The organism is Undibacterium sp. TJN25 (assembly GCF_049339885.1).
Lineage (GTDB): Bacteria > Pseudomonadota > Gammaproteobacteria > Burkholderiales > Burkholderiaceae_D > Undibacterium.
Genome location: NZ_JBMPPM010000010.1, coordinates 16,744 through 41,640 on the forward strand (window position 1 = coordinate 16,744; position 24,897 = coordinate 41,640).

The window sequence follows — 24,897 nt, forward strand, 5'->3', positions numbered from 1 at the left end:
CAACGACTCATAGGTGAGAGGACATGTACTTTCTTCCCCTGCCCAATATTGCTTTGCCGATTCCACCTATCGAATATTGATTTGATCCACAGCTAGATGTTTGCATAAATCGGCTTCGCGATCGGAAAGCCAAATTTTCGCATTGTCCTTCCCACCTTGCACACCGCTTTGGTGCATCGCGAACCGTGCACACTTGTATCGTTCTGCCCGATCATCGACCAGAAAACAAAGCAGTTCCATATTATTTCCCATGAACTGTGCTTCATAGGCAAGCAAAGTGTTTCCTTGATACATTGTCTTTTCAAAGTCGTCGAGACGTCCAACCAGCGCATCGACCTCTCCCTTTTTTGGTTGATCGCTCAATTTTTCTGCCGCGTCAAACGCTGCCAAGATATTGCTGACGGCGATATAAATTGGCGTGTAGGACTCGCGGGATACGATAGCCAACCCGTTTAACAGCCCAAGGCGGTGCGTAAATGCACTACGCTCCTTCTTCATCCGACCATCCTCAACATGCTCGCGATATTTCACCGCGATGACAGTGACTTCGGCAGACCTGGAGCGATACATGTCCTGAAGCCGCTTCGTCGTTTGCGTGCCGATTTCGGCTAACAACTCGTGAACACGTGCGTACAGACCCTCGAGCGCGCTGCGCAATTCAGCGAGAGCACTCATCCGCTCGGAGCGCTTTTCCAGGTGGGCCAGGATCTTGGATAGTTTGGCTTGGCGCTTAATCGCGTTCGTATAGTTGAGAATATCCTTTATCAACTTTGGATCGGCACCAAATTTGTCATTGGCGCAGTCTTTACCCATTAACGTACAGGTGCCATCCTGCTTCTCAACGACCCAACCTTTGCCGTGCTCGTGCTTGCATAAGTTGCCGTTCGACTTTTCAACGCAGCAATGCATTTTCGCCGGCAAATTGTAATAACCAACCAAGCGCCGATAGGATTGGGTGGTCAGCGGATTACCTTCGTGATACCCCTTGAAGTCCCGGATTTCCTCTACCGATTCGAAGCACCTTACCGCTATTTCAGCCGCTGACGCCATGTTCACCTCAATTGGGGGTGTGTGTGAGTGCGTACATTATACTGCTTAAAAACACAGTATTATGCTATTTTACCTGCCTAGCGAAACGCATTCGATACTGCAAATTGTTGATTTGCACAAAAAAGCTAACCCACGTCCAGAGCACAAACCTACTTATCGTGACGAGTAGGAGATTTGAGTGATCGACATCGCATTAGAAGAAAAAAATTTGTAATATAGGACTGGCTCGCGCCTTCAAATCTTTGATTTGGCCAAGGGAAATAAGCATATATTTTTGTATCATATTCACAATTTTAAAATATAACCTCAGACCCACCGACTAGCTGTTTAATGGGCTAACATCGCGCTGGCGAACGAGCATAGGGCATCCGCTTCATTGACTACTAGCGAAGAGGCTTTCCCCGTCGTCTTGGTTAAAATTTGGAGCATCTCAACTTTCATGCAGTCAAATAAAAAATAAAGTCTTTTTGTTAATATTTAAGTGCAGTTCACCAGCCAGCCATTGTCAAAAACGTGATCGCTAAGATGAGGTTGGGGGCAACTCATGCGGAATTAGATAATTTTTCTCGATTTTGGGGGCAACTTTTGGAGTTGGGGGCAACTTTTTCAAGACAGCCCCAACACCAATAATGAAAATTAGCCAATTAACGTCGTAAGCAGGTCAAGTTGTGATAGGCGCTGGGGGCAACTTTGGGGGCAACTTAAAAATCCAGAATTAGGAACATCCAATAAAAATGGACCTTTCCGACGGCAATGCGGGTGACGCCGTCCCACCAAAATACAAAAACCACCCCTCGGGGTGGTTTTTTTATTTTGATCGCCGCGCGGGAATCGAATCCGCGTCCGGTACGGACGCGGGATGAGTGCGGACGAAAGACAGCGCCTGCGCGCTGTCTTTCGCCTCACGAATCTGAGCAGCTTGCAAGCTGCGAAGTGGCTTGTGGCAGCCTCACCGCCACAAGGCCGCCGTCTCCGCCCTTAATGTCACGAAGTGGCGTTCCATTAAGAAAGGCTGTGCGCGTAAATCGTCAGCATCGAAAACGACACCAGCGGCTTGCGCTCAGAGCCATCTGCCTTCCATTCCCAAATTCTTGCGATGCCAATTGGCCTATCCTTGGCGCGCCAGATCTGCCAGCGAACGGGCTTGCCGGTCTCGTAGTTCGGTTTAAAGAAATTTGCGGCGGGGACAATGCAAAGTTGCTTCTTCTTCCAAGCATGCGATAGAAGGTTTTGCCGCAACTGTCTCCGTGCGCGATAGATGTCGACTTGGCGAGCTTCATATCGGCCCAGTGAGGTACCATGCCGAAGCATGCACTGACTGCCTCGGCCTGGCCCGACTCATGCTGAGCCGGATGATCGACGCCAGATAACCAAGAAATGCCTCCGGCCGCTCGTCAAGCGGCTCAAAGGGGGACGCCGAAATGTTCCAGATTGCGTTCATATCAGCCGGGAATATGGTTCGCGCACATTCATTTATATTACCCACGCTCCCACTCCTTGTCCTAGTTCTGACGTGTGCAAAAACCATTAAATTGAAGATATTAGACTAACAACGTTTAATAAGCTTTGAAAAGAGATATCATAGAGCTAACAAATAGGAGATTGTATGTTCACCGAACTCGTTACCGCTCTTGGCTCAAGTGCTTTTACGTTATGTATTGCCTGGCTTCTTAAAAATGTCATTAAAACAAGGTTAACGGCGAGCGTAAAATATGAATTTGACGCAAAACTGGCAGAGCTAAAATCAGATTTCTCTAGAGCAAAGCAAAAGAGTGCATCGGACTTAAAATCTAACGAAAATGATATAGCGACATTGAGATCAAGTGCTGTGACGGGACTAGCGAATCGACAAACATTGTTTGAAAAAAGACGATTAGAGGCAATCGATCAACTTTGGGCCGATGCAAGAGAATACGCACAATTAAAAAATCTGATCGAAATTATGAAAACGCTGAAATTTAACGAAGCTGTCAAAATTTGCGAGAAGGAACAAAAATTTCGAGATGTATTTGCCACTCTTTATAACACGTTCAATATTGATTTTATAACGTCACAGAGACCTTCTACAGCTAGGCCATATATCTCGGACTTAGCATGGGCACTCTTTAGAACGTACAGTGCAATTATCAATACTGCGATTGCAAAGTTGTACATTTTAAGTAATGGGTTACCTGCACATCTAGTCGATATAGCGGGAACAGAACAACTGGTTCGAACGGCGATCTATGGGACCGACTCTCATACGGAACAACCAATATTTCCAGAGTATTTGTTAGAAGACATCGAAGAAAAATTACTGACCGAATTGAAGCGCATGCTAGATGGAGCCGATGAAGATAAAGCGAGCGTAGAAAAAGCGGCAGAAATTATGCGGTCTGAAAAAAATATGAGGCATGCGTTTCCCAAAGAACAGGAGGCAGTTGCTGCGATTTTTGGCATCGAGTGACATGGGTGCAATTGTCTACTACACATGAAAATTTATTGACCGGCCGCCCCAATTTTATATATCCGCTAGTGCGAGCATAACAAAGTGCCTTCCCGTTCTAAGTAACACGATTTCCTTCCAATATTCGCTCCACGAAGACCGGCCTCTGAATGTTGGAATCAAATTGCAAAATACCTAAGCCATGGCTAAACTCCTTATTGTAGGACTTCAATAATGCAATGTCAGACTCCATTAGAAGAAATCTAAATTTACTCGTCACCAGCAACGACGAACTGCCAAATCTAAATTTCTTTTTTGCTCCAGTCGCTTCGGTCTCGATATTTAAAGTACAGTGATTATCGCCACCCATCCACCTGAAATGGCGGTTCATGATAGTTTCTGCACGCACCAAAAGCTCATTAGAAACGTGAACAAGTTTCTGCATGTCCGGCTCATGACTTCTCTTCTCCCGTAAGTCAGCAATAAAGTCATTCGTCAACTCTCGATATTGAATATCTTCGTGACGTGAAAATACATTAAAGAATGTAAAGTTATAAAACTCTTCCTCACCAGGTTTTAGGACCTGTGATGAAAATATTAGCTGGGGATTGTTTTGTCGTGCGTACGTTTTCATTCCAAGCACCATAGTGTTTTGATCAGGAAGGACTATGGACAGGGTCATTGATCTGATTCGAATAGGCTTCCCCCCTATATTACGAACCGCTATATGCAAATTTACGTTGGGATTGCCAAGTACATGGGTAACAGATATTCGTTCGTACACCTCAGCCACCAACAGCCCCTTCTTAAACAACGAAACTATATATGGGCCGACCGAAACAATAATCGCTACTAAAGCAAAGGCGCTTTGCCAAAAAGTCCAATCTAGTAAATTGAACGATGCTGCTGGTGGCGTGCATGCACTGCATGCAGCCGCGAGGGTAAACATAGTGAAATCCTCCATTGTTGAACTAACAATATAACAACAATGAGTTCTTTGCGGTAATTTTTATGATTTCAATGTTAGTGTAGTTTCTCGCCGTTAAGAATAACAAAAAACTGAAGCGCCCTGCAGCTCGCAACTATATTGTCCGCTTCTTTCATAAGATCTTGAAGATCTCGATTAATCTTGTTCGGAAGTGCAACGGTTCCGGTAATGGCTGCATCACCTACGCTGGGGCCTTTGGCTTCGGAGCCGGAGGCAGATCCATTACGGACACTTGAGGTTGCGAGGCGCAGCCCTGCTGGGCTAGCATTAACGTTGCGAAAAGCAGCTTTTTCATCCTGGTTATCCTTCCTGATTTTTTCGTTGTCTGGCGCCTGCTATTCTGCAATACGTTCATTGTTTTTAACGCGAGTTAGCAACGCCACCTTTTCGGCTTCGGCCGTCTCCAGCTTCTCCTGGTCCCACTTCTGCCTTGTGCGACGCCGCGATGTTCCAGATCCAGCGCAGCCGCGAACAGGGCAACGATGGCTGCAGCTGCCATTAGCAGCTTGATATAAGCTCTCATGCGCCCCCCCAAAGCAAACTTCCCGTTCCGCCACGCGGCGCTTAACTAGGCCAGGCAAAACCTTCCCGCCGCCGGCATTGAATGCAAACGACGCGAACGCGGCACGCTGGTTATCGTTCAACGGCACATGCACGCAACTGTTGATCGCAGTGTCCGCCTTCAGCAAATCCTGCAGCAGCAGTTCGTTACACTGGTCCAGCGTCGCAGTCTGGCCGAGTTTGACGCCGCCGTTAGCCACAGAGTATTCATTGTAAGAACATTGGTCGCAAAACTGGCCACGCAACTGACTCCGTCTCAGAAGCAGACGCAAGCGGCATCGACTAATCCGTTTTATCAGGAACATGTCAGCAATGCCATAATGGAATCCTGGCTCATCCAACAAAATCCCCTTACCCCCGCGAAAAAACAAACCCCGGCTCCACCCACCCATACCCCCAACGCAACCCACATCGACCAATTACTCATCAGCCTCTGATAAATCACACGAGCCGCCTCCGACCCAGGATTGATCCGCATCACTTCAGCACACGTATCCCTAGCGAGTAAGGCATCCTTATACGAACTCCCCGTCAACAGCGGCATGAGACACATGACGCGAGCAGCCTTCTCGTCTCCTTTTTCAACCTGATGCCCTAAGTAGTTGACTATCACCAGTCGAGGCAAGCGTTCTGCATAAAACGCATCAGTGCGGGCGAGTTGCTCGCGGCAGCCGGCCGCCATCAGACATCGATACGCCTGCGCGCCCAGGTGTGGCCGGCGGGCGTTGATCGAATCGCCCGCGCCATGCAGCGGTGCCTTGAACTCGGCCATCATGGTCTTTGGGTCAACTGGGCGCATTAACTCCTTTGCGGGCAGGAGTTCCGAAGGCTCCGGCAATACCTCGCCGGGGAATGCGGAGGCAGCCAGGCGGCGCGCGAGCGTAGGGCCGTCGAGCACTCGCCCTTCCCAGAGTGCTCCCCAGCAGAGCCCGGCGACGATAGCAGGCGCCAGGATGCACCAGAGCACAAAACGCCACAGGTAGACGAAAAACCGCGTGCCCTTGCCATCACCGATATCGCGATGGCCCGAATATCCGCCACCGCCCGTCTGCCCGGTGGGGATAAATGCACCCGTGTGGGGGGCCAGTCCAGCGGCTCTGCGGGCAAACTCCACCTTCGCAGCCGCGCCTTGTGGCGTGTCGTGTGAGGTCACGCCATACATCGCCTGCTCGCTATGGGTCGCATTCATGCCCAATCCGCCATCGAACTGGCCGCCGTCATTGCGGCCGCCGTCGTAGTCGTTACTCAAGGGAAGTGCTCCTGTAAAAAGTGTTTCTGGACATACTCGCTGCTTCCCGCGCCTTGACGGAGGACTGGCTCCAATAGGCCGTGGCCCTCTTCATCAACAAGGAGCGGTATCGGCCCTGCTCGCGCAACCCCGCTTTGCGCTAACTTACGGTGCGCAGATGAACCATTCGGTCTGTTTTCCGCATATCCCCGGGCTGGCTGCTTTATCTTGATTTAAGAGTTCTACATTGGCCGTAACGTGAACCATTGTGGGGTCCACCTTGATGATGAGCAGCACTGCCGCAACTTCGACCACTACGCCCATGATTAAAAATATGCTCCAGAGGTGCTGGCCCTTATTTGTCCTGAGCTTCATTGCTGTATCTCCTCACAATGGGGATCTGATTTTTTTAAATTTTTCGATATTCGTCGTGCAGTGCCGATGTCGGGGGCTGAGGCACGAAGCCTTATGGCGAAGCAATTTTCACTGCCGCGCCGCCTCCGCCATCGCACTCACTGGCTTGCCAGCACGTCACCCTTTTTGTCGACCAGTGTGATCTTGATGATTTCGGCCTTGATGGTTTTGTTGGAGATATCGGCATCCTGCAGGTAGCAATACACGGCCATCTGCAGCGGCACGTATTTGCTTCGCATTTCTTCTATTTTTCTGGCGTCTTCTTCCGAGACCGGCTTCAGATAACGGAAGCCTTCGCCATTGGTGAAGCCGATCTTGTATTCGGCATTGTCGGAAAAATAACGGTAGTTGGTCGCTTGCCAGATGGATTCGGATACGGGAAATCCCTTCTTCTCAAAATCGAATTTTTCAATCGGATTGCTGACGAACATCTTCACGTAGCGCTGCGATTTGGCCTTGGCGACTTCGCTATCGACTTTCGGTTTCAGCGCAGTCAGCAGGTCGTTTTTCTTGAACTCGTCGGATTGCCGGGCGTAGTCCATCGAATAGCGGCTCAACACTTCCTTGTAGTCGATAGGCATCGCGTTCAGGGCCAGATAGGCGAACATCAGCTGGTTGCCGCTGTTGTATTCGACAAAACTGTCTATCGGCGTATCGCGGTTGGCTTTGGGCAGATTGGACTGCACCGCTACCTGTTTGGCGGCCTCCACCGTTTTTTGCGACGTCGCATCCGCCAGGTTGGGTTTATTGGACGTGTCGGCAGGCACCTTGTCGCCACAGCCGGCCAGGCCAATAGCCAGCACCGCTGCGAAGCAGGTTACAAAAGATTTGAACATGGTATTTCCTCTGGTGTGAATGGATTCAGGCTTTGGCAGCCAGGAATTTGATGACGCCCTTGCCGGCAAAATACAGGCCCACGGCAACCGACAGATAGCCGCCCATGCCGATGGAGATTGCTTTCATTGCCTGCGCCGTCATGCTGGCCGTCATATCGGCGATCATTTGCTGCGCCTGTTGGCCGCCAAAGCTGGAGGCGGCGTTTTGCGCCTGCTTCATGCCGTCATGAATGCCGGAATAGATCATGGCCGCCATCAAGATCATGAACAGCAGCGGGAGCAAGCCGCCGAGATGCGCGCGTGGGTCCTTCCAGAAGAAGGGCGCCATCGGCGCAATCAATGCCACGATAGCCAGGAAGCCGTAGCCGCCGCTACCGCCGCCTATGCCGCCAGCGCCAAATGAATTCATCACGCCAGCCGGTGAATTAACAATCGCCAGGGTCTGCCAGAAGCTAATGCCGACGCCGTAGCTGGAAGAAATCTGTATGGATACGGTATTGAGAAAGAACCATCCCAGGATCAGCAAGGCCATCGCGACCAACACTTCAATACCGAATTTGGCGACGACGCCCGATGCCAGCTGGGCGCTCTTTTCTTTCATGGCGGCCACGGCCAGCTCTGCCTGCTCTTTCGCCAGCTGGTTGTCCGCCACTACCGTGATGGAACTGATTTCATTGGCGCCGCTAAATGCCGCCTCGACGACCATGTCCACTTTGGGTGACACATCGGATTTCCAGATTCCATCCAGCTTGAATGGATATTGCTGGCCGTCGATGGATAGCAAGCCGTCGCCGATGCTGGTATCCCGCAAAATTTTTCCTCGTTTAAGCATTTTTTATCTCTTAGGTGATAGGTTTTCACATTGCCCGGTGCTTTAGATGATTACGATCCTTCTCTCTGAATACCCGAAAAATGAGTTACCGCGGCAAGCCATTCGGCGGCAAGCGGGCGGTTTTTTCGATCCGGCTTCAGTAAAAACTTTTAAATTTAAAAGCTCTCATGCATGAGTACGGAATTGCATCGGCAAACCGGACACGCATTCTGAAAATATTTGAGATGACAGAGAAACAGCGGTGCCGGCGTCTTGCCTGGCGGTGAAAGACAGGGAGGAAGGAATTCAGCGGATGGCAAACCCGGGACAGGGCCGATACCGGCCCTGTCCTGCGGATGCAAAAAATCAAGGCTGATCTCGGCGAATGCCGATCGGGCCTTGATTTTGGGGATTTTTATATTGCCAGAGCCAGATGTACCGGCAAGGTTGATTAAATGGCTGGCACGCCCGCCAGCATATCTGCATGGATGGCGGCCGCGTTTTTGAGTGCCGAAGCGGCATCTTGCGGTTTGCCAAGCGCTTGCAAAGCATGCCCTTCCACTGCCCATGCCCTGGCTTGCAGGTCACGCACGAACAGCGGCGTGGAGAAACGCTTGGCGGTTTCCTGCGTTTCCCTGGCATCGGCCAAGGCTTCCGCCCAGTCATGCCGCATCAGGGCGACTTCGCTTCTCCGCACGGCCAATTCCAGCCGCTGCCTTGAAACGACCTTCGGGTCCTTGTTTTTCAGGAAGGCGCCGTCCAGATCACGTTTGGCCTGGGCAGCGTCGCCGCGCCGCAGCTGATAATCCACCTGGTGCAGCACATGGAAATCCATCTGCCCGGTGCCGGTGTGGTGCAGCTTGGCATGCAGCTCCGCCGCCTTGGCCAGCGATTGGGCTGCGCGGTCCAGCATGCCCTGGGTGGTAAGGATTTCGGCCTGGGCATCGTAAAGCATGACGCGCTGGCCGTCTTCGGCATCGAAGCTGGCAAGCAGCTCATTGGCCTGCGTAATCACCTTGACTGCGGCATCGCCCTGGTCCAGCAGTTCGTGCGCCAGCGCCTGCTGTATCAATATCGACACCAGCGTGTCTTTATCGCAGTGCTCCACATCCTTCATCGCCAGCTCAGTCAATGGCTGAGTCAGGTCGAGCGCAGCGCGCGGGTGGGCACGCACCAGTTTTTTTGCCAGGTTGGAAGAGACGGCCAGCAGGTTGCTGTTGGGAACGTCGTGAGGGCCCAGCTTTTTCTGTGCCGCGGCAATGGACTCGCGGGAGCTTTGTATGGCCAGATCGATCTTGCCCAGCGCCGAATAGGCGTCGGCCATGGCGGCATACGCATAATAGAGTTTTGCCCGGCGCCCGGTCGCCTTCATGACGTTGATCGCTTCCTGCCCTGTCGCCAGCGCCTTCTCGCTATTGCCGCAGTAGGTCAGGTTAACGGTCAGCACCAGCAAACCATCGGTCAGCTCTTCCGACGGCGGCGCGCGGCGCAGCAACTCGACGCCGCGCTGCGAATGTTTTGCCGCGGCACAGTTGTCGCTGTCCAGCAGATAGGCTTTACCCACCTCCAGGCGGCCGCGTTGCGGGGATGAATAATCGCCCAGCGCGTCCAGCATTTTTTCTGCCTGCTGCAAATAATCCGGTGCGCCGGCCAGGCCCGAAACGGAGGAGTTGGCGGCAAAAAAAGTGTCCAACAGCTCCGTCACCAGCGCCGGGCTCTGGCGGGGATGCAGGCTGCGGAATATTTCCAGCCTCTTTTTTTGCAGCAGGTAGCCGGGTTCATCCAGCGCCAGATCCTGGTTCAGCGAGGCAAGCGTCTTGAGGATGCGCAGCTTGGTTTCGGGTGCATTATTCAACTCACCCATGATGCGCTCGGACCCGCGCTCCAGCAACACGCGGGCCGTTGTCTGCTGCGCCTGGACAGGATCATCCTGGTCCATTGAATTGGCTTTGAACAGGCCTGTCAGGAAAGCTTCGGTCGCCACTGCTGCCCTGGTTTCGCGCTGCGCGCTTTGCGCCTGCCATATCGCAATCCCCAAGCCTACCGACAGGCTCACTACGGCAATGCCGGACAGGCTGACGGCGAGCCGGTTGCGTTGGATGAACCGGCTGGTGCGATACCAGCGGGTATCGGGCCTGGCGCGCACCGGTTCATGATTTTGCCAGCGCTGCAGGTCCTGGGACAGCGCATCGACGGTGGCATAGCGCTCCGCCGGGTCGCGCTTCAAGCCTTTGAGGATGACGGTATCCAGATCCCCCTTCAGCTGGCGCACCAGCTGCTTGTATTTGGTATCGAAACGCGAGAGGGTGGGAGAAGCCTTATCCAGCGCGGCGCTTGGGGCCTTGTGCTGCTGCGCCAGCACCAGCTGTTCTACCTGGCCGCGGGTCAGCCCTTTCAGGTGATAGGGGCGTTCTCCGCTCAGCAGTTCATACAGCAGTATGCTCAGTGAATAGATGTCGGATGCGATATTGACCGGCTCCGACATCAGCTGCTCCGGCGACGCGTAATCCAGCGTCAGCGGCGATCCGGCAAAGCCGGTGATGTCGGCTTTATCGGCGAGGCCGCCATCTTTGGCGGCCTCGCCGGTTTCCAGCAACTTTGCAATGCCGAAATCCAGCAGGCGCACTTCGCCGTTGCCGGTGACAAGGATATTGGCCGGCTTCAGATCGCGGTGGATGATCAGGTTGGCATGCGCATACTGGACCGCCTCCAGCACCTGGCTGAACAGCTGCAGGCGCTGCGGTATCGTCAGACGGTTGGCATCGCAATAATCGTTGATGCTGATGCCTTCCACATACTCCATCACCAGGTAAGGCTGCCCTGCCTTGCTCACGCCGGCGTCATACAGGCGCGCGATATGCGGATGGGACAAGGCGGCGAGGATGGAACGTTCCCTTTCAAAACGCTGCAGCAGCATTTTGTGGGGCATGTTCACCAGCGGCAGCTTGAGCGCAACCGTCCTGCGGATCAGGCCATCGGCCCGTTCGGCCAGCCAGACCGTGCCCATGCCGCCGTGCCCCAGTTCGCGCAGCAGCCGGTAGCCGTCTATCATTTCCCCTTCAACTAAATCCTCGGCGTCGGGAAGATCGTCAAATTGCGGCAGCTGGTCGATCATCCCTGTGCCGGTGCCTTGCTCGGACAACGCCAGCATTTTGTACAGCACTTCCCTGAACTGCGCGTCCGGTTCCGGCAGGTGTTCGATAAAATGCGCGCGGGCTTCGGGCTCCAGGGTTAATGCCACGTCAAGCAGTGAAGAGATTTTGCTGAGCTGTTCCGCGTCTATCATCGAAGCCTCTTTTTATGGTAAGACACTGAAAGAAAATATCGGGTTATCTGACTAGCTGACTAGCTGACTAGCTGACTATCGCAGGGCGACGGCGAGCAGCAGGCGGGCCTTTTCCCAGTCGCGGCGCACCGTGCGGTCGGAGACGCCGAGGACGGCGGCGATCTCAGATTCCGACATGCCGCCGAAATAATGCATCTCAACGACGCTGCCCAGCCGCGGGTCGGAGGCCGACAAGACTTCCAGCGCCTCGTGGACGTGCAAAATCTCGGCTTCCGGCGTGGGCAGCTTTTCGCTCATGTCGGTATCGAGCCTGATATGTTCATTGTTGCCGCCGCGCTTTTCCGCCGAGCGGGCACGCACAAAATCCACGATCACACTGCGCATGACCTGCGCCATGTAGGCCATGAATTCGCCGCGTTCGTCGGTGCGCAGCTGCCCTGCGTTCAGCAGGCGCAGATAGGATTCATGCACCAGCGACGTGGCATTCAGCTGCGTGATGGTTTTATTGCGGCTTAACTGGGACCGGGCCAGGCGCCGAAGGTCGTCATAGAGGGCTTCAAAGTCAGTTTGCATGGATGCTTGGTTTTTATGTTCGTCAGACTTTGCCAGACCGGGCTATCACACGACGCCGTGTAAAATTTATCAATTACAGCAACATCAGCCTACACAGGTTTTGTTGCCCTTGCAATTTTTCCATGTCGGGAAACTTATCCAGGTTGAAGAAAAACATCAGCGTGCTGTCTTTCGGAAGGGCGGCATGCAGGCTGGCCGACAGCGCTGATCATCAGAGTGGGCTCAGTGCGCGCCTATGCTGAGCATGCCTGTCCCCTTCGCCGTCAGGAAAGGCTCGAACAGGCCCATGACCTGTGCCGCGCCCCAGCTGATATGGTCGCGCGTGATGGCGTTGATGCCATGCCGTGAGCGCAGGTAGTCTATCCAGTAGGTGGACACTATCCAGCCGTTGACCACCAGTTGCTCCATCTGCCTGGGTGTGGCTTTGAGCAAACCCGCAGCCTGCATGTTGTCCAGCACGCGCCGTACATTGCGCTGCACTTCATCGGCCAGCGATTCTATGCGGGACAGCAGCGACGGCGCCAGGCTGCAGACGGCGGCGCCGTCGCGGTAGAAGAAGCGCCATTCCCACATCAGGCTGAACCAGCCGCTCATATAGAGGCCAAAGCGCTCCGGTTTGTCGCCATGGGCCAGGTCGGCCACGGCGACGTCGCGCAGCGCGCGCTCGAAATCATCGAACAAGGCTTCCAGGATCTGCTCTTTTTTATTGAAGTGGTAGTACAGGTTGCCTTCCTGGATGCCGGCGGCCAGCGCGATCTCTGCCGTGGTCACGGCCAGCGGGCCGCTCTCGTTGAACAGTTGCTGGCAAACATCCAGTATGCGGGCGCGCGTGGGACGGCGGCTGGGGGCCTGTTCTGTGGTCATGGTGGACTGCATCTTTCTGGGTTCAAACGCTGCGCTGTGAGCCCTGGCTTGCATCGGGCACCGCAAACCGGGGCTTAGAGCACAGCTTAATATAAGCATATTGCAGCATTTTAAGGTAAGCACCCTAATTTAGGTTGCACATTTAGGGTGAACACCCTAATATCGAATGAAGCCGGGTGCATGACAAGATAAACAATATCCGGCAAGCCTGCCAAACAGAACACTTATAAACACAACAGGCCACCGGACGGTTTTGCCGGACATGGACAACAGGAGACCCTGATGCTTCAAAATGAACAGAGTAGTGCGCCAGGCGCGCAGGCAGGAGAAGACACGCTGTATTTCGACGTGCTGATCGTCGGCGCCGGCCTGTCCGGCGTATGCGCCGCTTATCATCTGCAGACCACCTGCCCCGGCAAGACCTTTGCCATCCTGGAGGGCCGCGATGCCATAGGCGGCACCTGGGACCTGTTCCGCTATCCCGGCGTGCGCTCGGATTCGGACATGTATACGCTGGGCTACAGCTTCAAACCCTGGCGCAGCGACAAGTCGTTTGCTTCCGGCGACGCCATCCGCAACTACATCCGGGATTCGGCGGCAGAGTTCGGCATAGAGCAAAAGATACGCTTCGGCCATCGCGTGACGCACGCCTCCTGGGATTCCAGCACGGCGAGGTGGACGGTGGATGCCGAGGTGGGGCCGCAGCGCACGCCCGTGCGGCTGTCATGCAATTTCCTGTCCATGTGCAGCGGCTACTACAACTATACGGACGGCTACATGCCGCAATGGCCGGGCATGGAACAGTTTGCCGGCCGCCTGGTGCACCCGCAGCACTGGCCGGCGGACCTGGACTATGACGGCAAGCACGTGGTCGTTATCGGCAGCGGCGCCACGGCGGTGACACTGGTGCCGCAGATGGCGCAGCGCGCCGCGCATGTGACGATGCTGCAGCGCTCGCCCACTTATATTGTCGCGCGCCCTTCGATCGACCCTGTTTCCGCATGGCTGCAGCGCAAGCTGCCCGCCGGCATTGCGCACAGCCTGACGCGCTTCAAGAATATCTTGCTGAGCATTTACTTCTTCAACCTGGCGCGCAAAAAGCCGGGCGCCGTCAAGCGCCACCTGCTCAATGAAATACAAAAACAGCTGGGACTGGACTACGACGTGGCCAGACACTTTGCGCCCACTTACAAACCCTGGGACCAGCGCCTGTGCCTGGTGCCGGATGCGGACCTGTTCACTGCGATACGCGCCGGCACCGTCTCCGTCGCCACCGATCACATCGCCGCGTTTACCCAAACCGGGCTGCTGCTCGCCTCCGGCGAAAAACTGGAGGCGGATATCATCGTGGCCGCCACCGGCCTGCAACTGCAGATGATGGGCGGCATGCAGCTGAAGGTCGATGGTGCGCCCGTGGATCTGTCGCAGGCCTTTATGTACAAGGGCATGATGTACAGCGATGTGCCCAACCTGGCGGTGGCAATGGGCTATACCAATGCGTCATGGACGCTGAAGTGCGAACTGTCGGCCAAGTATATGTGCCGCCTGATCCGCCACATGGATGCGGGCGGCTACGCGTGGTGCGCGCCGCGCAGGAACGACCCGTCCGTTACGGAAGAACCGGCACTGGCGCTGAGTTCCGGCTACGTGCAGCGCGCGACCGGCATACTGCCCAAGCAGGGATCAAAAAAGCCGTGGAAGCTGCACCAGAATTATGTGCTCGATACGATGGCGCTGAAGTTCAGCACGCTGAAGGACGGCGCGATGGAATTCGGGCGGGCCGGCGCTGCTGTTTAACATCCATCTCATCCATAAAGGAATGCAATGACCCTACTCTTAGCCTGTATCGCTGCGTGCGCACTGTTCATATTGCTATTTTTACTGGGGCTGGCGGCTTTCAGCGGCATCATCGCCGGCCGCGTCGAGAAAGCTTTGCCGCCTAAGGGCAAGTTCATCGACATCGACGGCGCGCACATCCACTATCTGGATGAGGGCAGCGGCCCGGTAATTGTCATGATCCACGGCCTGGGCGGGCAATCCGGGCATTTTGCGTATGCGCTGATGAGCTTGCTGTCCAGCCGCTTCCGCGTGATCGCCATCGACAGGCCGGGCTCCGGCCACTCCACGCGGCCGGACAGCATGCCGGCGCGGCTCAATGCGCAGGGCGACGTGGTGGCTAAACTGATACAAACTCTGGGCGTGCAACGCCCGCTGCTGGTCGGCCATTCGCTGGGCGGCGCCGTGGCGCTGAACGTGGCGCTGCGGCATCCGGAAAGCGCCGGCGGGCTGGCACTGATCGCGCCGCTGACGCATCTGGTGGAAGACGTGCCGGCCTCGTTCCGCGCGCTCGCCATCCCTTCCCCGGCGGTGCGCCGCTTTGTGGCCTGGACGATGGCGGTGCCCATGTCAGTCTTCAAAGGCCAGGCGGTGCTGGACATGGTGTTCAGCCCGGAACGGCCGCCAAAGAATTTTGCGATAGCGGCAGGCGGGCTACTGGGGCTGCGGCCGAAAAGCTTCCATGCGACGTCTTCCGACATGATGGCAGTACCAGACGACCTGCCTGCAATGATGAATGCCTATGCGTCACTGGCGCTGCCCTTTGCCATGCTATATGGAAAACAGGACCGCGTGCTGGACTGGCAGGTACAGGGGCAAGCGATGAAAGCCGCGCTGCCTGCGCTGCAACTGGAGCTTGTCGAAGGCGGCCATATGCTGCCGATAACGATGCCGGAGCATGTGGCGGCATGGATATCACGCACTGCACAAAAAATTATTTAAGCCCCTCGTAGAAATATCAGGCAACACCCAGCAGAAATAAACGCGGCGTGAACCCGGCGGTGACGGCTTATCGGCACGCACCGGTAAAGCTTTAAAGTTGGCGTAACGGCACGTTAAGAGTAAAAATGCATGATTACTCACCAACTTGCGTTATCGCAACGCTATCTTGCTGAGTTCAAGTCTAAATAAATTGCCCTAAATCACCAAAAATACACAACAACACGTATATTTCAAACGGGAAACCTACTAAAATTTAACCTTCTGAAACACATTTAACCGTGCTCTGCAACGATAATAAAAATGAAATTTGCCTTTTTTAGCAAGCAGCTCACTCTCATGAAGCATGTCGCCATTGCAGCAAGCGCACTTTGTGCAGTGCAAACTTTGCATGCAGCCAATGTGTCCACCACGATGACCAATACCGTCACCGTGACGAACAACTGCACGGTCAGCACGACCGGCTTTACGACGATTTACGACCCGCTCAATACCAATGCAACGGCCAACCAGGACGTATCGGCATCGGTCACGACCAGTTGCTCGCTGGCAGCGCCTGCCGTGATCACGCTGAGCCAGGGTGCGAATGCAGCTTCCGGCTCCAGCGACGCTTCTCCTTTGCGCCGTCTGTCCAACGGTGCGGCAACACCGGCTTACCTGAGCTACTCGCTGTACCAGGACGCAGGCCGCTCCACTACATGGGGCAACACGGCGCTGACCGGCGTGCCGCATGTAGGCACAGGCTCGGGCGCCACCACCAATGTGTATGCACGCATCCCTTCGGGCCAGACGCCGGGCGTTACCGGCACCTTTACCGATTCGGTGATGGTGACAGTCACTTACTGATCTGCATGCTCTGAACGTACAGGTATGGACGCCACCTTGACGGTGGCGTTTTTTATTCTGCCGCAGTGTTAAGCACGCCCGCTGAACCTGCCTCCCTCTCCTGCTCCTACGCGCGCCTTGGCCGGCTTCCTATAGCTCTTGGCGGCGCCTGACATTACATTGGCAAAACAGACATACCGCAGTTTGCGGGTTTCACCTCATGCAGAAAGCCAGAGCAAATGAAAGGCATGAACAAACAAGGCATCACTGAAGGGAGCGCAGAAGGCATCGCATCCACGCCGCCGGCGGGCGCCAGGGCCGATGCAAAAAAATCCCTTGCGGTAAAAAAAACCATCGCCAGCTTGCTGCGCAAGGTATTCGGCGTGGAACGCCTGCGTGACGGCCAGCAGGCGGTCATCGACAGCGTGCTGGCCGGCAAGGATACACTGGCGATCATGCCCACCGGCAGCGGAAAATCACTGTGCTACCAGATTCCCGCATCCATGCTGGCGGGCACGACCGTTGTCGTGTCTCCGCTGATCTCGCTGATGAAAGACCAGCTGGAAAAGCTGGCGGATATCGGCATCCCTGCAGTGCAGGTCAACAGCAGCCTGGCGCGCGAGGAAGAGCTGGCGGCGCTGGACAGTATCCGGAACAGCCAGGCCCGCATTGTATTTTGCACGCCGGAGAGGCTGACCTCGCCGGAATTTTTACAGGTGCTGCATGGCACCAGCATCTCGCTGCTGGTCATCGATGAGGCGCATTGTATTTCGCAATGGGGCCATGACTTCCGCCCTGCCTACCTGGAACTGGCGGCGGCAATCAGTGCGCTGAGGCGCCCTGCCGTGCTGGCGCTGACGGCTACCGCCACCGAAGATGTGATTGCCGACATCGGCAGGCAACTGGGCTTGCCCAAACTAAACGTGGTGAATACCGGCATCTATCGCCCCAACCTGCGCTACCGGGTGATTCAGGCGACCAACGCGGACGAAAAACAGGCGCAGGCACTGAAACTGGTGCACGAGACTGCGGGCGTGGGCATCATCTATGCCGCCACGGTGAAAGCGGTACAGGAGCTGTACGAGCAGTTGCAGCAGGCAGGCGAGAGCGTGACCTGCTATCACGGCAAGCTGCCGGCGCGCGAGCGCAAGGAAAACCAGAATTTGTTCATGACAGGCGAGCGCCGCATCATGGTGGCGACCAATGCTTTCGGCATGGGCATAGACAAGAGCGACACGCGCTTTGTGCTGCATCTGCAGGTGCCGGCCAACCTGGAAGCCTATTATCAGGAATCGGGCCGCGCGGGCCGCGACGGCTTACCGGCGGATTGTACGCTGCTGTATTTTGCGGACGACAAACGGATACAGCAATTTTTCCTGGCCAAGAATTATCCCGTGGCGGAAGAGCTGCACGCGGTATTTGGCGCAGCGAAGGAAATGGGTTCGGAGCAGGCCTCGTTCTCATTCGCCGATATCAAAGGCAGGCTGGATACTATCTCTGCGAGCAAGCTGAAGATCTGCCTGAAGCTGCTCAAGGACGGCAAGCTGCTGCGCCAGGACCGCAGACTGAACTACGCGGTCAGACAGCTTGTGCCGAAGGCCAACCTGTTTGCTGTGCTGGCGCAAGGCTACACGGACAAGCAGGAACGCGACCGCACCGCGCTGGAACAGATGGTCGGCTATGCGCAAAGCGGCTTCTGCCGCTGGAAGCTGTTGCTGGATTATTTCGGCGACGACAGCAGCTTCGAGCGCTGCTGCACCTGCGACAACTGCTTGTCCCCGCCCAGCCTGATGCCCACAATGGAGACGGATGGCAGCGAGCATACGGTTTTGCCGCTGACGATGGAGACGCAGTTGCCTGACGCACCAGTGCCGCAGACCGGTCCGCTGATTGCCATCGGCAGCCAGGTGAAGGTGCCCAAGTTCGACATCGGCACCGTGGTGGCCGTGGCCGGCGACCAAGTGACGGTGGAGTTTCCTACCCATGCCGTCAAGACCTTCATGGCGGAATTTGTCGCCCCTGCTTAGCCTTTTACTCTTGTCCCTGCCCTTTTCTCGAGTAAAAAAAACGGCCAAAATGGCCCGTAAATCCCTTCGGAGGGGGAGGCAAATCAACTTCAGACGGTCAAGCCTTACTTCTGCGCCGTGGGCGGTGTGCCCCAGGTTTCTATCTCAAAAATCGAATAGCCGTACTGCGATGAACGCTTGACGCCGTTGATGCGCAGGTAGCGGCCGCTGGCCGACAGGCTGGAGAAATCTTCCACGCCGCCATTGCTGCCAGTCACCGATTTGACCAGACTCCAGTTGACGTTGTCGCTGGACACCTGGATCTGGTATTCGCTGGCGTGGGCATTTTCCCAGTTGATGCGCACACGGGAAAAGCTGGCCATGCCGCCAAAATCCAGCGTGATCCATTGTGCATCGTTGAAGGCGCTGGACCAGCGGGTGCCGATGTTTTTATCGATGGCTTTTTCAGGTCCGAGGCCGCCGTTTTCAGAGCCGGAAGCGGCAGCGGCCACTGCGGTCAGCGCCACCGGATCGGTAGACTGTGGTGGCGCGACGGGGTTGGACGTGTCGCCGCCCCAGGTTTCTATCTCATAGATCGAATAGCCGTAAGGCGTGGAACGCTTGAGACCGTTGATGCGCAGGTAGCGGCCGCTGGCGGACAGGTTGGGGAAATCCTCCACGCCGCCATTGCTGCCGGTAATGGATTTGATCGTGGTCCAGTTGGCATTGTCGTTGGACACCTGGATCTGGTATTCGGTCGCATGGGCGTTTTCCCAATCTATGCGCACGCGGGACAGGCTGGTGACGGCGCCGAAATCGAGCGTGATCCACTGTGCATCGCTAAAGCCGCTGGACCAACGGGTGCCGGCGTTTTTATCGATCGCCTTTTCCGGGCCCAGGTCGGCATTCTCGGAAGAAGACGCGGTGGCGCGCACTGTTCCCTGCGGCGCAGGTGTCAGCGAACCCCAGGCGGCAATCTCGTAGATGGAGTAGCCGTAAGGCGTGGAGCGCTTGACGCCATTCATCCTCAGGTACCTGCCGCTGCCGCTCAGGCCGGTGATATCTTCAATGCCGCCGTTGCTGCCGGTGACGGATTTGATGGTCGTCCAGGCAAGGCCGTCCTGCGAGGTTTGCAGCTGGTATTCGCTGGCGTGGGCATTTTCCCAGTTGATCCTGACATGCGTGACATTGACGGAGGCGCCGAAGTCCAGCGTCAGCCATTGCTGGTCGGTAAAGCCGCTGGACCAGCGGGTGCCGAGGTTATTGTCGATGGCCTTGGCCGGGCCGGTGTCGGCGTTTTCGGAGGCGGAAGCGCTGGCTGAGAGCGGCGTCAGCTGCACGTCGCCCAGGCCGAATGGCAGGCTGACGTAGAGCTGGCCCAGTTCGGTCAGCTGGCCGTCCGCACCCAGCAGATTGACATTGGGGATGGAGCTATTGCGGCCGGAGAACCACGAGTAGCGGGCGACGATGGGCTCGTTTTCCAGGTAGTTGACTGCAGCTGTCATGTAGTTCTTTTGCACCGCCAGTGTGATGCTGTCGTGCGGATTGTCGCCGCAGGCGAACTCCGTTACCCACAAAGGCTTGCCGTATTTACGGAAGCGGTCGATGTAACTTTTCAGCGCGCTGACATCGCAGGCATACCAGTGCACGGGGATATAATCGATCTGGCAGCCCTGGCAGGCGGCGAAGAAGGCATCCATATAGGCAACGGGGTCGGTAAAGGTGACGCCGCCTTCCGATACGCAATCGCCGCAGTAGTTGACGGCGGGCGCGCCCAGCTGCAAGCCCTTGCGCTTGGCCACTTCCTGCAGTACCGGCCACAGCGCGGCAGCCTGGCTAGGCGTCTTGTCGGACTGGGATTTAAAATTCGGTTCGTTGAAACCCAGCAGGTATTTGCCGCCATCCGGCACTTGCGAACTCAACTGGTCAACGGTCGGCGTGCCGCCCCAGGCCATGGGCACGAAATCCACGCCCAGCGATTTATAGACGCCCGCGGCGCCGGCTTCCGGCGTTGGCGACCAGTTGTACCACCAGCTGATGCCCTTGGACAGCACTGTCAAATCCGCCGCCGAGTTGCCGCCGTAGGCAACGCCACGTTTGGCGCTCTTTTGCGGCACCAGGTCTGCCCTTACGGCGCCCCTGGCGGCAACCGCGTTCTTGCCGCTGTCGTTATCGCTTTCGCTGCTGCCGCCGCAAGCTGCCAGCGTCAGCACCAGCGCGAGGCTGAAAATAAGCGTGGGTATCTGTCGTAGCTGCCGCATGAATCCTGGTCCAGTGCTGCGCATTTTTATTCTCCTGGGTATCGAATATTTAAATCGTATAGGGGGTGCGCGGCGGCCTTTTGGCGCTCACGCGATGACGCCGATGATGCAAAAACTTTCCTGAGAGTATGAAAAGACTATTACAGCTTGGCGACATTTTGATAAAAGTTACACTTAATTACTCCTGTGACAGATTGCTTGCATTTGCCATTTTGAGATATTTTTAGCCGGAGTTAGATCAAATTTAAGAAAATTTAACGCCTTCCTCAATTTCCTCCTACAGCCTGTAGGGCTCTGCCGTCTCGGGTTATCTCGTCTCGCTGCCGTTGTTCTTCACAAGAAACCGTGCTATCTTATGATTAGACATCTAACCATTAGAGAGCTTATCGTTGTCAACCATAGAAGAACGCTTTTCCGCGGCACTGCATAACTCCGCGCGCAGCTGGCGCCAAGCGCTGGACCGCCGCCTCAAGCATCTGGGCGTGGGCCAAGCCAGCTGGATGGCCATTGCGGTCATCGCCAAGGCCGGCAAGCCGTTGTCGCAAACCGAGCTGGCACACAAGCTGGGCGTGGAAGACCCGACCATGGTCTCCATGCTGGACCGGCTGGTGAAAGCAGAGCTGGTAGAACGCCTGCCCAGCCAGACCGACAGGCGCGTGAAGCTGGTCGTGCTGACCGAGGCCGGCAACGTGCTGTACGGCAAGGTGAAAGATGTGGCCGATCAATTCCGCATCGAATTCCTGGCCGGCTTTGATGCCGCGAAACTGCAGGCGGCCACCGAACTGCTGGAGGCGCTGAACGCCGCTGCCGAGTCTGCGCTATGAGCGACGTATCGCCCGCCGTTGCGCCGGCAGACGCCGGCATCAACCGCCGCATGATCACGATTTCCATCATGCTGGCGACTATCATCCAGGCGCTGGACGGCACCATTGCCAACGTGGCGTTGCCGCATATGCAGGGCAGCCTGTCTGCCTCGCAGGACCAGATCACCTGGGTGCTGACCTCATTCATCGTGGCCGCTGCGATTACGACGCCGCTGACAGGCTGGCTGTGCGACCGCTTCGGCCAGAAAAACATCTTCCTGGTTTCCGTGGCGGGCTTCGTGCTCGCCTCCGTGCTATGCGGCATATCAATGTCGCTGGCGCAGATCGTCGGCGCGCGGCTGCTGCAAGGCATTTTTGGCGCAGCATTGGTGCCGCTGTCGCAGGCAGTGCTGCTGGACATCAACCCGCGCGAAAAGCATGGCTCGGCCATGGCGGTGTGGGGCATGGGGGTGATGATAGGCCCCATCCTCGGCCCCACGCTGGGCGGCTGGCTGACGGACAGCTATAACTGGCGCTGGGTATTCTTCATCAACGTGCCTATCGGTTCTCTGGCCTTTTACGGTATCTGGAAATACATACGCACGACCCCGGCGGCGCGGCGCATGAGTTTTGACATGTTCGGTTTTGCCACGCTGAGCATTGCCATCGGCGCCTTGCAGATGCTGCTGGACCGCGGCGAGCAGAACGACTGGTTTGCGTCGCGCGAAACCTGGGTGGAGGCAATAGTGCTGGCGATGAGCTTTTGCTATTTCATCGCCCACACGGCGCTGCGGCCGGCCGGCAAATCCTTTTTCGATTACCGGCTGCTGAAGAATTCCAACTATGTGACAGGGCTGATGTTCATCTTCATCGTCGGCCTGGTGCTGTTTGCGACGCGCGCGCTGACGCCTTCCATGCTGCAGGGGCTAATGGGCTATCCGGCCAAGATCGCCGGTCTGGTGACGGCGCCCAGCGGCTTCGGCACGATGATGGCGATGCTGCTGGTGGGCCGTCTGGTGGGAAAGGTGGATTTTCGCCTGCTGCTGGCCGCAGGCTTCTCGATTACCGCATTCTCGCTGTGGCAGATGTCGCGTTATACGCTGGTGCTGGCGCCCAGCGACATCGTGTGGCCGGGCGTGATCCAGGGCGTAGGCCTGGGCCTGGTCTTCGTACCGCTGAGCGCGGCGACCTTTGCCACGCTGACGCCGGAAATGCGGGCCGAGGGCACGGCGATCTATAGCCTGATCCGCAATATCGGCAGCAGCATCGGCATTGCGCTGGTGCAGACGCTGCTGGTGCGCAATACGCAGATCGCGCATGCATCGCTGGTGGAAAAGGTATCGAACGCCAGCCCGGCTTACCAGGATGCATTGGTGGCATCCACCTACAACCTGGCGACGCAGAACGGCCTGCAGGTGATCAATGGCGAGATCACGCGGCAGGCATCGATGATTGCCTATGTCAACGACTTCTGGCTGATGCTGATCCTGACGCTGCTGGTATTGCCGATGCTGCTGGTAATACGCCCGCCCAAGAAAAATGTACCCGTGGTCGTTGACCATGCTGCGATGGACTAACTCGATAAACCCGACAATGAACCCGATAATGACCAAGCCCTTTCAACGGGCAGGAAAAGAAAAGACCGTGCAAGGATTGACCTACAAACCCCGTGCCCTGCCGCTGCTGGCAGCAATGGCACTAACGATAGGCATGGCAGGCTGCGCCTCGGTGCCGGAAGACCACAACCTGTACCCGCAGCAGGACATCGCCTCTGCGCAGGTGGCGGCAGGCATCAGGCTCGCGCGCGAAGGCTGGCCCGACCGGCAGTGGTGGACGCAGTATGGCGATGCGCAGCTGAACAGCCTGGTCGCGCAAGCCCTGTCCGCCAGCCCCACGCTGGAAGTGGCGGCCGCCCGCATAGACGCCGCGCGCGCATCGCTGGAGTTCAATAACGCTGACAAAGGCGCCAATATCAATTTGAACGCGCAGGCCAACCGGCAGCGCTATTCCAGCAACGGCCTGTTTCCGGCGCCCATAGGCGGCGCCACCTATTCCGAGACGATATTGCAGGTGCAGGCACGCTATGACTTCGACTGGTGGGGCAAGCACCGCGCGCAGATAGCTTCTGCACTGGGTGAAACCAATGCGCGCCGCGCCGATTATGCGCAGGCCGAACAGACACTGGCCGCAGCCATTGCGCAGAGCTACTTCAGCCTGCAAGGCGGCTGGGCACAACTGGCAAACCTGCGCCAGACCATCGCGATACAAAACAGCCTGGTCGCCGACAAGGCCCGGCGCATTGCGAGCGGCCTGGCGACGGCCGACCAGCAGCGCATGGCCGAGAGCGACCTCAGCATGCTGAACCGGCAGGCGGCGCAACTGGAAGCACAGGCAGGCATGGAAAAAGAAGCTTTACGCGCACTGGTAGCCGGCGACAGCAATGCGCTGGCCGGCCTGAAGCCGCAGCAATTGGCCGACGTGCCGCATACGCTGCCGGCGTCGCTGGGCATGGAACTGCTGGCGCGCCGGGCGGATTTGCAGGCAGCGCGCTGGCGCGTGGAAGCCGCGCTAAGCAGTGTGGATGCGGCAAAAGCCGCCTTCTACCCGGATATCAGCCTGACCGGATCAGTAGGGCTGGATTCGCTGTCGCTGGACAAGCTGTTTGCGGGCAACAGCCGCACGCTGTTCATCGGCCCCACGCTAACCTTGCCGCTGTTTGACAGCCGGCGGCTGGAGGCAAGGCTGGGCTCGGTGCGCTCGGAGCGCAATGAAATGATCGCCGACTACAACCAGAGTGTGTTCAATGCCGTGCGCGATGTGGCGCAGCAGGCCGTCAATATGCGCGGCGTGGAAAACCAGATCGCACAGCAGGACGAGGTCGTGCACGCCAGCCGTGACCTGCTGAAGACGGCGCAAGCCAGGCTGAAGCAGGGCCTGGCGGAACGCGGCGCGGTGCTCAATGCAGAGCTGGCCCTGTCCAAACAGGAATATGCGAGCCTGCAGCTGAAGGACCAGCAGTTGCAGACCGAAGTGTCGCTCGTGAAAGCGCTGGGTGGCGGCTACCGCGCGGATGTTCCCTCCGCAGCATCGGCATCTCCGGCTTCCGCGCTTACTACGCTTATTGCGCCTATCGCACCTACTGCACCCACCGCCGCGCTGACCCAGACAACAAAATAAAACGGAATTTTTGC

Annotated in this window: 20 protein-coding genes; 8 read left to right on the top strand and 12 right to left on the bottom strand. The window is 56.5% G+C overall.

Annotated elements, in window-relative coordinates; genetic code table 11:
- Window positions 1-66 precede the first annotated feature (66 nt).
- Together ACO0LO_RS22280 and ACO0LO_RS22285 are read right to left on the bottom strand one after the other, a co-directional pair.
- Window positions 67-1,050 (bottom strand): hypothetical protein, encoded by a 984-nt coding sequence (locus tag ACO0LO_RS22280; RefSeq protein ID WP_422967516.1) that lies wholly within the window; start codon window positions 1,048-1,050, stop codon window positions 67-69.
- A gap of 1,002 nt (window positions 1,051-2,052) precedes the next feature.
- The gene (locus ACO0LO_RS22285; RefSeq protein WP_422967518.1) at window positions 2,053-2,289 is read right to left on the bottom strand and encodes a hypothetical protein; all 237 of its coding nucleotides are present in this window, start codon (window positions 2,287-2,289) and stop codon (window positions 2,053-2,055) included.
- 367 nt (window positions 2,290-2,656) lie between these two features.
- Here ACO0LO_RS22285 and ACO0LO_RS22290 point away from each other — a divergent pair, with 367 nt between their 5' ends.
- Complete coding sequence (locus tag ACO0LO_RS22290; protein ID WP_422967519.1) at window positions 2,657-3,496, top strand: hypothetical protein; 840 nt, start codon at window positions 2,657-2,659, stop codon at window positions 3,494-3,496.
- 97 nt (window positions 3,497-3,593) lie between these two features.
- Here the strand turns inward: ACO0LO_RS22290 and ACO0LO_RS22295 are convergent, their stop codons facing one another.
- The 9 genes from ACO0LO_RS22295 to ACO0LO_RS22335 all read right to left on the bottom strand — a co-directional run bounded on the left by ACO0LO_RS22295 (window position 3,594) and on the right by ACO0LO_RS22335 (window position 13,036).
- Window positions 3,594-4,424, bottom strand: a complete 831-nt coding sequence (locus tag ACO0LO_RS22295) for a hypothetical protein (protein ID WP_422967521.1) — start codon at window positions 4,422-4,424, stop codon at window positions 3,594-3,596.
- A 374-nt stretch (window positions 4,425-4,798) separates the two neighbouring features.
- Complete coding sequence (locus ACO0LO_RS22300) at window positions 4,799-5,365, bottom strand: lysozyme (protein ID WP_422967523.1); 567 nt, start codon at window positions 5,363-5,365, stop codon at window positions 4,799-4,801.
- A complete protein-coding gene (locus ACO0LO_RS22305) occupies window positions 5,320-6,273 on the bottom strand; it encodes a hypothetical protein (protein ID WP_422967525.1) in 954 nt (317 codons plus the stop codon). Before ACO0LO_RS22305 ends, ACO0LO_RS22300 begins: the two co-directional genes overlap by 46 nt.
- A gap of 144 nt (window positions 6,274-6,417) precedes the next feature.
- The gene (locus ACO0LO_RS22310) at window positions 6,418-6,627 is read right to left on the bottom strand and encodes a hypothetical protein (RefSeq protein ID WP_422967527.1); all 210 of its coding nucleotides are present in this window, start codon (window positions 6,625-6,627) and stop codon (window positions 6,418-6,420) included.
- A 137-nt stretch (window positions 6,628-6,764) separates the two neighbouring features.
- Window positions 6,765-7,502: a hypothetical protein gene (locus ACO0LO_RS22315; RefSeq protein WP_422967529.1), complete on the bottom strand. Its 738-nt coding sequence runs from the start codon at window positions 7,500-7,502 to the stop codon at window positions 6,765-6,767.
- A 25-nt stretch (window positions 7,503-7,527) separates the two neighbouring features.
- Window positions 7,528-8,334 carry a hypothetical protein gene (locus tag ACO0LO_RS22320; RefSeq protein WP_422967531.1) on the bottom strand — a complete coding sequence of 269 codons (807 nt, stop codon included), beginning with the start codon at window positions 8,332-8,334 and terminating at the stop codon, window positions 7,528-7,530.
- Between the two features lie 430 nt (window positions 8,335-8,764).
- Window positions 8,765-11,599 (bottom strand): serine/threonine-protein kinase, encoded by a 2,835-nt coding sequence (locus ACO0LO_RS22325; RefSeq protein WP_422967533.1) that lies wholly within the window; start codon window positions 11,597-11,599, stop codon window positions 8,765-8,767.
- 75 nt (window positions 11,600-11,674) lie between these two features.
- A complete protein-coding gene (locus tag ACO0LO_RS22330; protein WP_422967846.1) occupies window positions 11,675-12,208 on the bottom strand; it encodes an ECF-type sigma factor in 534 nt (177 codons plus the stop codon).
- Window positions 12,209-12,394: 186 nt separating this feature from the next.
- Complete coding sequence (locus ACO0LO_RS22335; RefSeq protein WP_422967534.1) at window positions 12,395-13,036, bottom strand: TetR/AcrR family transcriptional regulator; 642 nt, start codon at window positions 13,034-13,036, stop codon at window positions 12,395-12,397.
- 282 nt (window positions 13,037-13,318) lie between these two features.
- Between ACO0LO_RS22335 and ACO0LO_RS22340 the strand changes: the two genes are divergently transcribed.
- The 4 genes from ACO0LO_RS22340 to ACO0LO_RS22355 all read left to right on the top strand — a co-directional run bounded on the left by ACO0LO_RS22340 (window position 13,319) and on the right by ACO0LO_RS22355 (window position 18,663).
- Window positions 13,319-14,833 (top strand): flavin-containing monooxygenase, encoded by a 1,515-nt coding sequence (locus ACO0LO_RS22340; protein ID WP_422967536.1) that lies wholly within the window; start codon window positions 13,319-13,321, stop codon window positions 14,831-14,833.
- A 27-nt stretch (window positions 14,834-14,860) separates the two neighbouring features.
- Window positions 14,861-15,814, top strand: coding sequence for an alpha/beta fold hydrolase (locus ACO0LO_RS22345; RefSeq protein WP_422967538.1), 954 nt, complete (start codon window positions 14,861-14,863; stop codon window positions 15,812-15,814).
- Between the two features lie 336 nt (window positions 15,815-16,150).
- On the top strand, window positions 16,151-16,657 hold the full coding sequence (locus tag ACO0LO_RS22350) for a spore coat protein U domain-containing protein (RefSeq protein ID WP_422967540.1): 507 nt from the start codon (window positions 16,151-16,153) through the stop codon (window positions 16,655-16,657).
- Window positions 16,658-16,884: 227 nt separating this feature from the next.
- Window positions 16,885-18,663, top strand: a complete 1,779-nt coding sequence (locus ACO0LO_RS22355) for a RecQ family ATP-dependent DNA helicase (RefSeq protein WP_422967542.1) — start codon at window positions 16,885-16,887, stop codon at window positions 18,661-18,663.
- Between the two features lie 104 nt (window positions 18,664-18,767).
- On the opposite strand, the gene ACO0LO_RS22360 is transcribed toward ACO0LO_RS22355, so the two are convergent.
- Window positions 18,768-20,927 carry a discoidin domain-containing protein gene (locus tag ACO0LO_RS22360; RefSeq protein WP_422967544.1) on the bottom strand — a complete coding sequence of 720 codons (2,160 nt, stop codon included), beginning with the start codon at window positions 20,925-20,927 and terminating at the stop codon, window positions 18,768-18,770.
- Window positions 20,928-21,292: 365 nt separating this feature from the next.
- Here ACO0LO_RS22360 and ACO0LO_RS22365 point away from each other — a divergent pair, with 365 nt between their 5' ends.
- Genes ACO0LO_RS22365 through ACO0LO_RS22375 form a run of 3 tightly spaced genes read left to right on the top strand, consistent with a single transcriptional unit; the run spans window position 21,293 to window position 24,883 of the window.
- Window positions 21,293-21,727 carry a MarR family winged helix-turn-helix transcriptional regulator gene (locus tag ACO0LO_RS22365; RefSeq protein WP_422967546.1) on the top strand — a complete coding sequence of 145 codons (435 nt, stop codon included), beginning with the start codon at window positions 21,293-21,295 and terminating at the stop codon, window positions 21,725-21,727.
- Window positions 21,724-23,283, top strand: a complete 1,560-nt coding sequence (locus tag ACO0LO_RS22370; protein ID WP_422967548.1) for a DHA2 family efflux MFS transporter permease subunit — start codon at window positions 21,724-21,726, stop codon at window positions 23,281-23,283. Before ACO0LO_RS22365 ends, ACO0LO_RS22370 begins: the two co-directional genes overlap by 4 nt.
- Window positions 23,284-23,311: 28 nt before the next feature.
- Complete coding sequence (locus ACO0LO_RS22375; RefSeq protein WP_422967550.1) at window positions 23,312-24,883, top strand: efflux transporter outer membrane subunit; 1,572 nt, start codon at window positions 23,312-23,314, stop codon at window positions 24,881-24,883.
- Window positions 24,884-24,897: the final 14 nt, after the last annotated feature.

Excerpts from the sequence above, each read along its gene's own strand:
- ACO0LO_RS22280 (WP_422967516.1), bottom strand. The coding sequence starts at position 1,050 with ATGGCGTCAGCGGCTGAAATAGCGGTAAGGTGCTTCGAATCGGTAGAG.
- ACO0LO_RS22290 (WP_422967519.1), top strand. The coding sequence starts at position 2,657 with ATGTTCACCGAACTCGTTACCGCTCTTGGCTCAAGTGCTTTTACGTTA.
- ACO0LO_RS22295 (WP_422967521.1), bottom strand. The coding sequence starts at position 4,424 with ATGTTTACCCTCGCGGCTGCATGCAGTGCATGCACGCCACCAGCAGCA.
- ACO0LO_RS22310 (WP_422967527.1), bottom strand. The coding sequence starts at position 6,627 with ATGAAGCTCAGGACAAATAAGGGCCAGCACCTCTGGAGCATATTTTTA.
- ACO0LO_RS22315 (WP_422967529.1), bottom strand. The coding sequence starts at position 7,502 with ATGTTCAAATCTTTTGTAACCTGCTTCGCAGCGGTGCTGGCTATTGGC.
- ACO0LO_RS22320 (WP_422967531.1), bottom strand. The coding sequence starts at position 8,334 with ATGCTTAAACGAGGAAAAATTTTGCGGGATACCAGCATCGGCGACGGC.
- ACO0LO_RS22325 (WP_422967533.1), bottom strand. The coding sequence starts at position 11,599 with ATGATAGACGCGGAACAGCTCAGCAAAATCTCTTCACTGCTTGACGTG.
- ACO0LO_RS22335 (WP_422967534.1), bottom strand. The coding sequence starts at position 13,036 with ATGACCACAGAACAGGCCCCCAGCCGCCGTCCCACGCGCGCCCGCATA.
- ACO0LO_RS22340 (WP_422967536.1), top strand. The coding sequence starts at position 13,319 with ATGCTTCAAAATGAACAGAGTAGTGCGCCAGGCGCGCAGGCAGGAGAA.
- ACO0LO_RS22345 (WP_422967538.1), top strand. The coding sequence starts at position 14,861 with ATGACCCTACTCTTAGCCTGTATCGCTGCGTGCGCACTGTTCATATTG.
- ACO0LO_RS22350 (WP_422967540.1), top strand. The coding sequence starts at position 16,151 with ATGAAGCATGTCGCCATTGCAGCAAGCGCACTTTGTGCAGTGCAAACT.
- ACO0LO_RS22355 (WP_422967542.1), top strand. The coding sequence starts at position 16,885 with ATGAACAAACAAGGCATCACTGAAGGGAGCGCAGAAGGCATCGCATCC.
- ACO0LO_RS22360 (WP_422967544.1), bottom strand. The coding sequence starts at position 20,927 with ATGCGCAGCACTGGACCAGGATTCATGCGGCAGCTACGACAGATACCC.
- ACO0LO_RS22370 (WP_422967548.1), top strand. The coding sequence starts at position 21,724 with ATGAGCGACGTATCGCCCGCCGTTGCGCCGGCAGACGCCGGCATCAAC.
- ACO0LO_RS22375 (WP_422967550.1), top strand. The coding sequence starts at position 23,312 with ATGACCAAGCCCTTTCAACGGGCAGGAAAAGAAAAGACCGTGCAAGGA.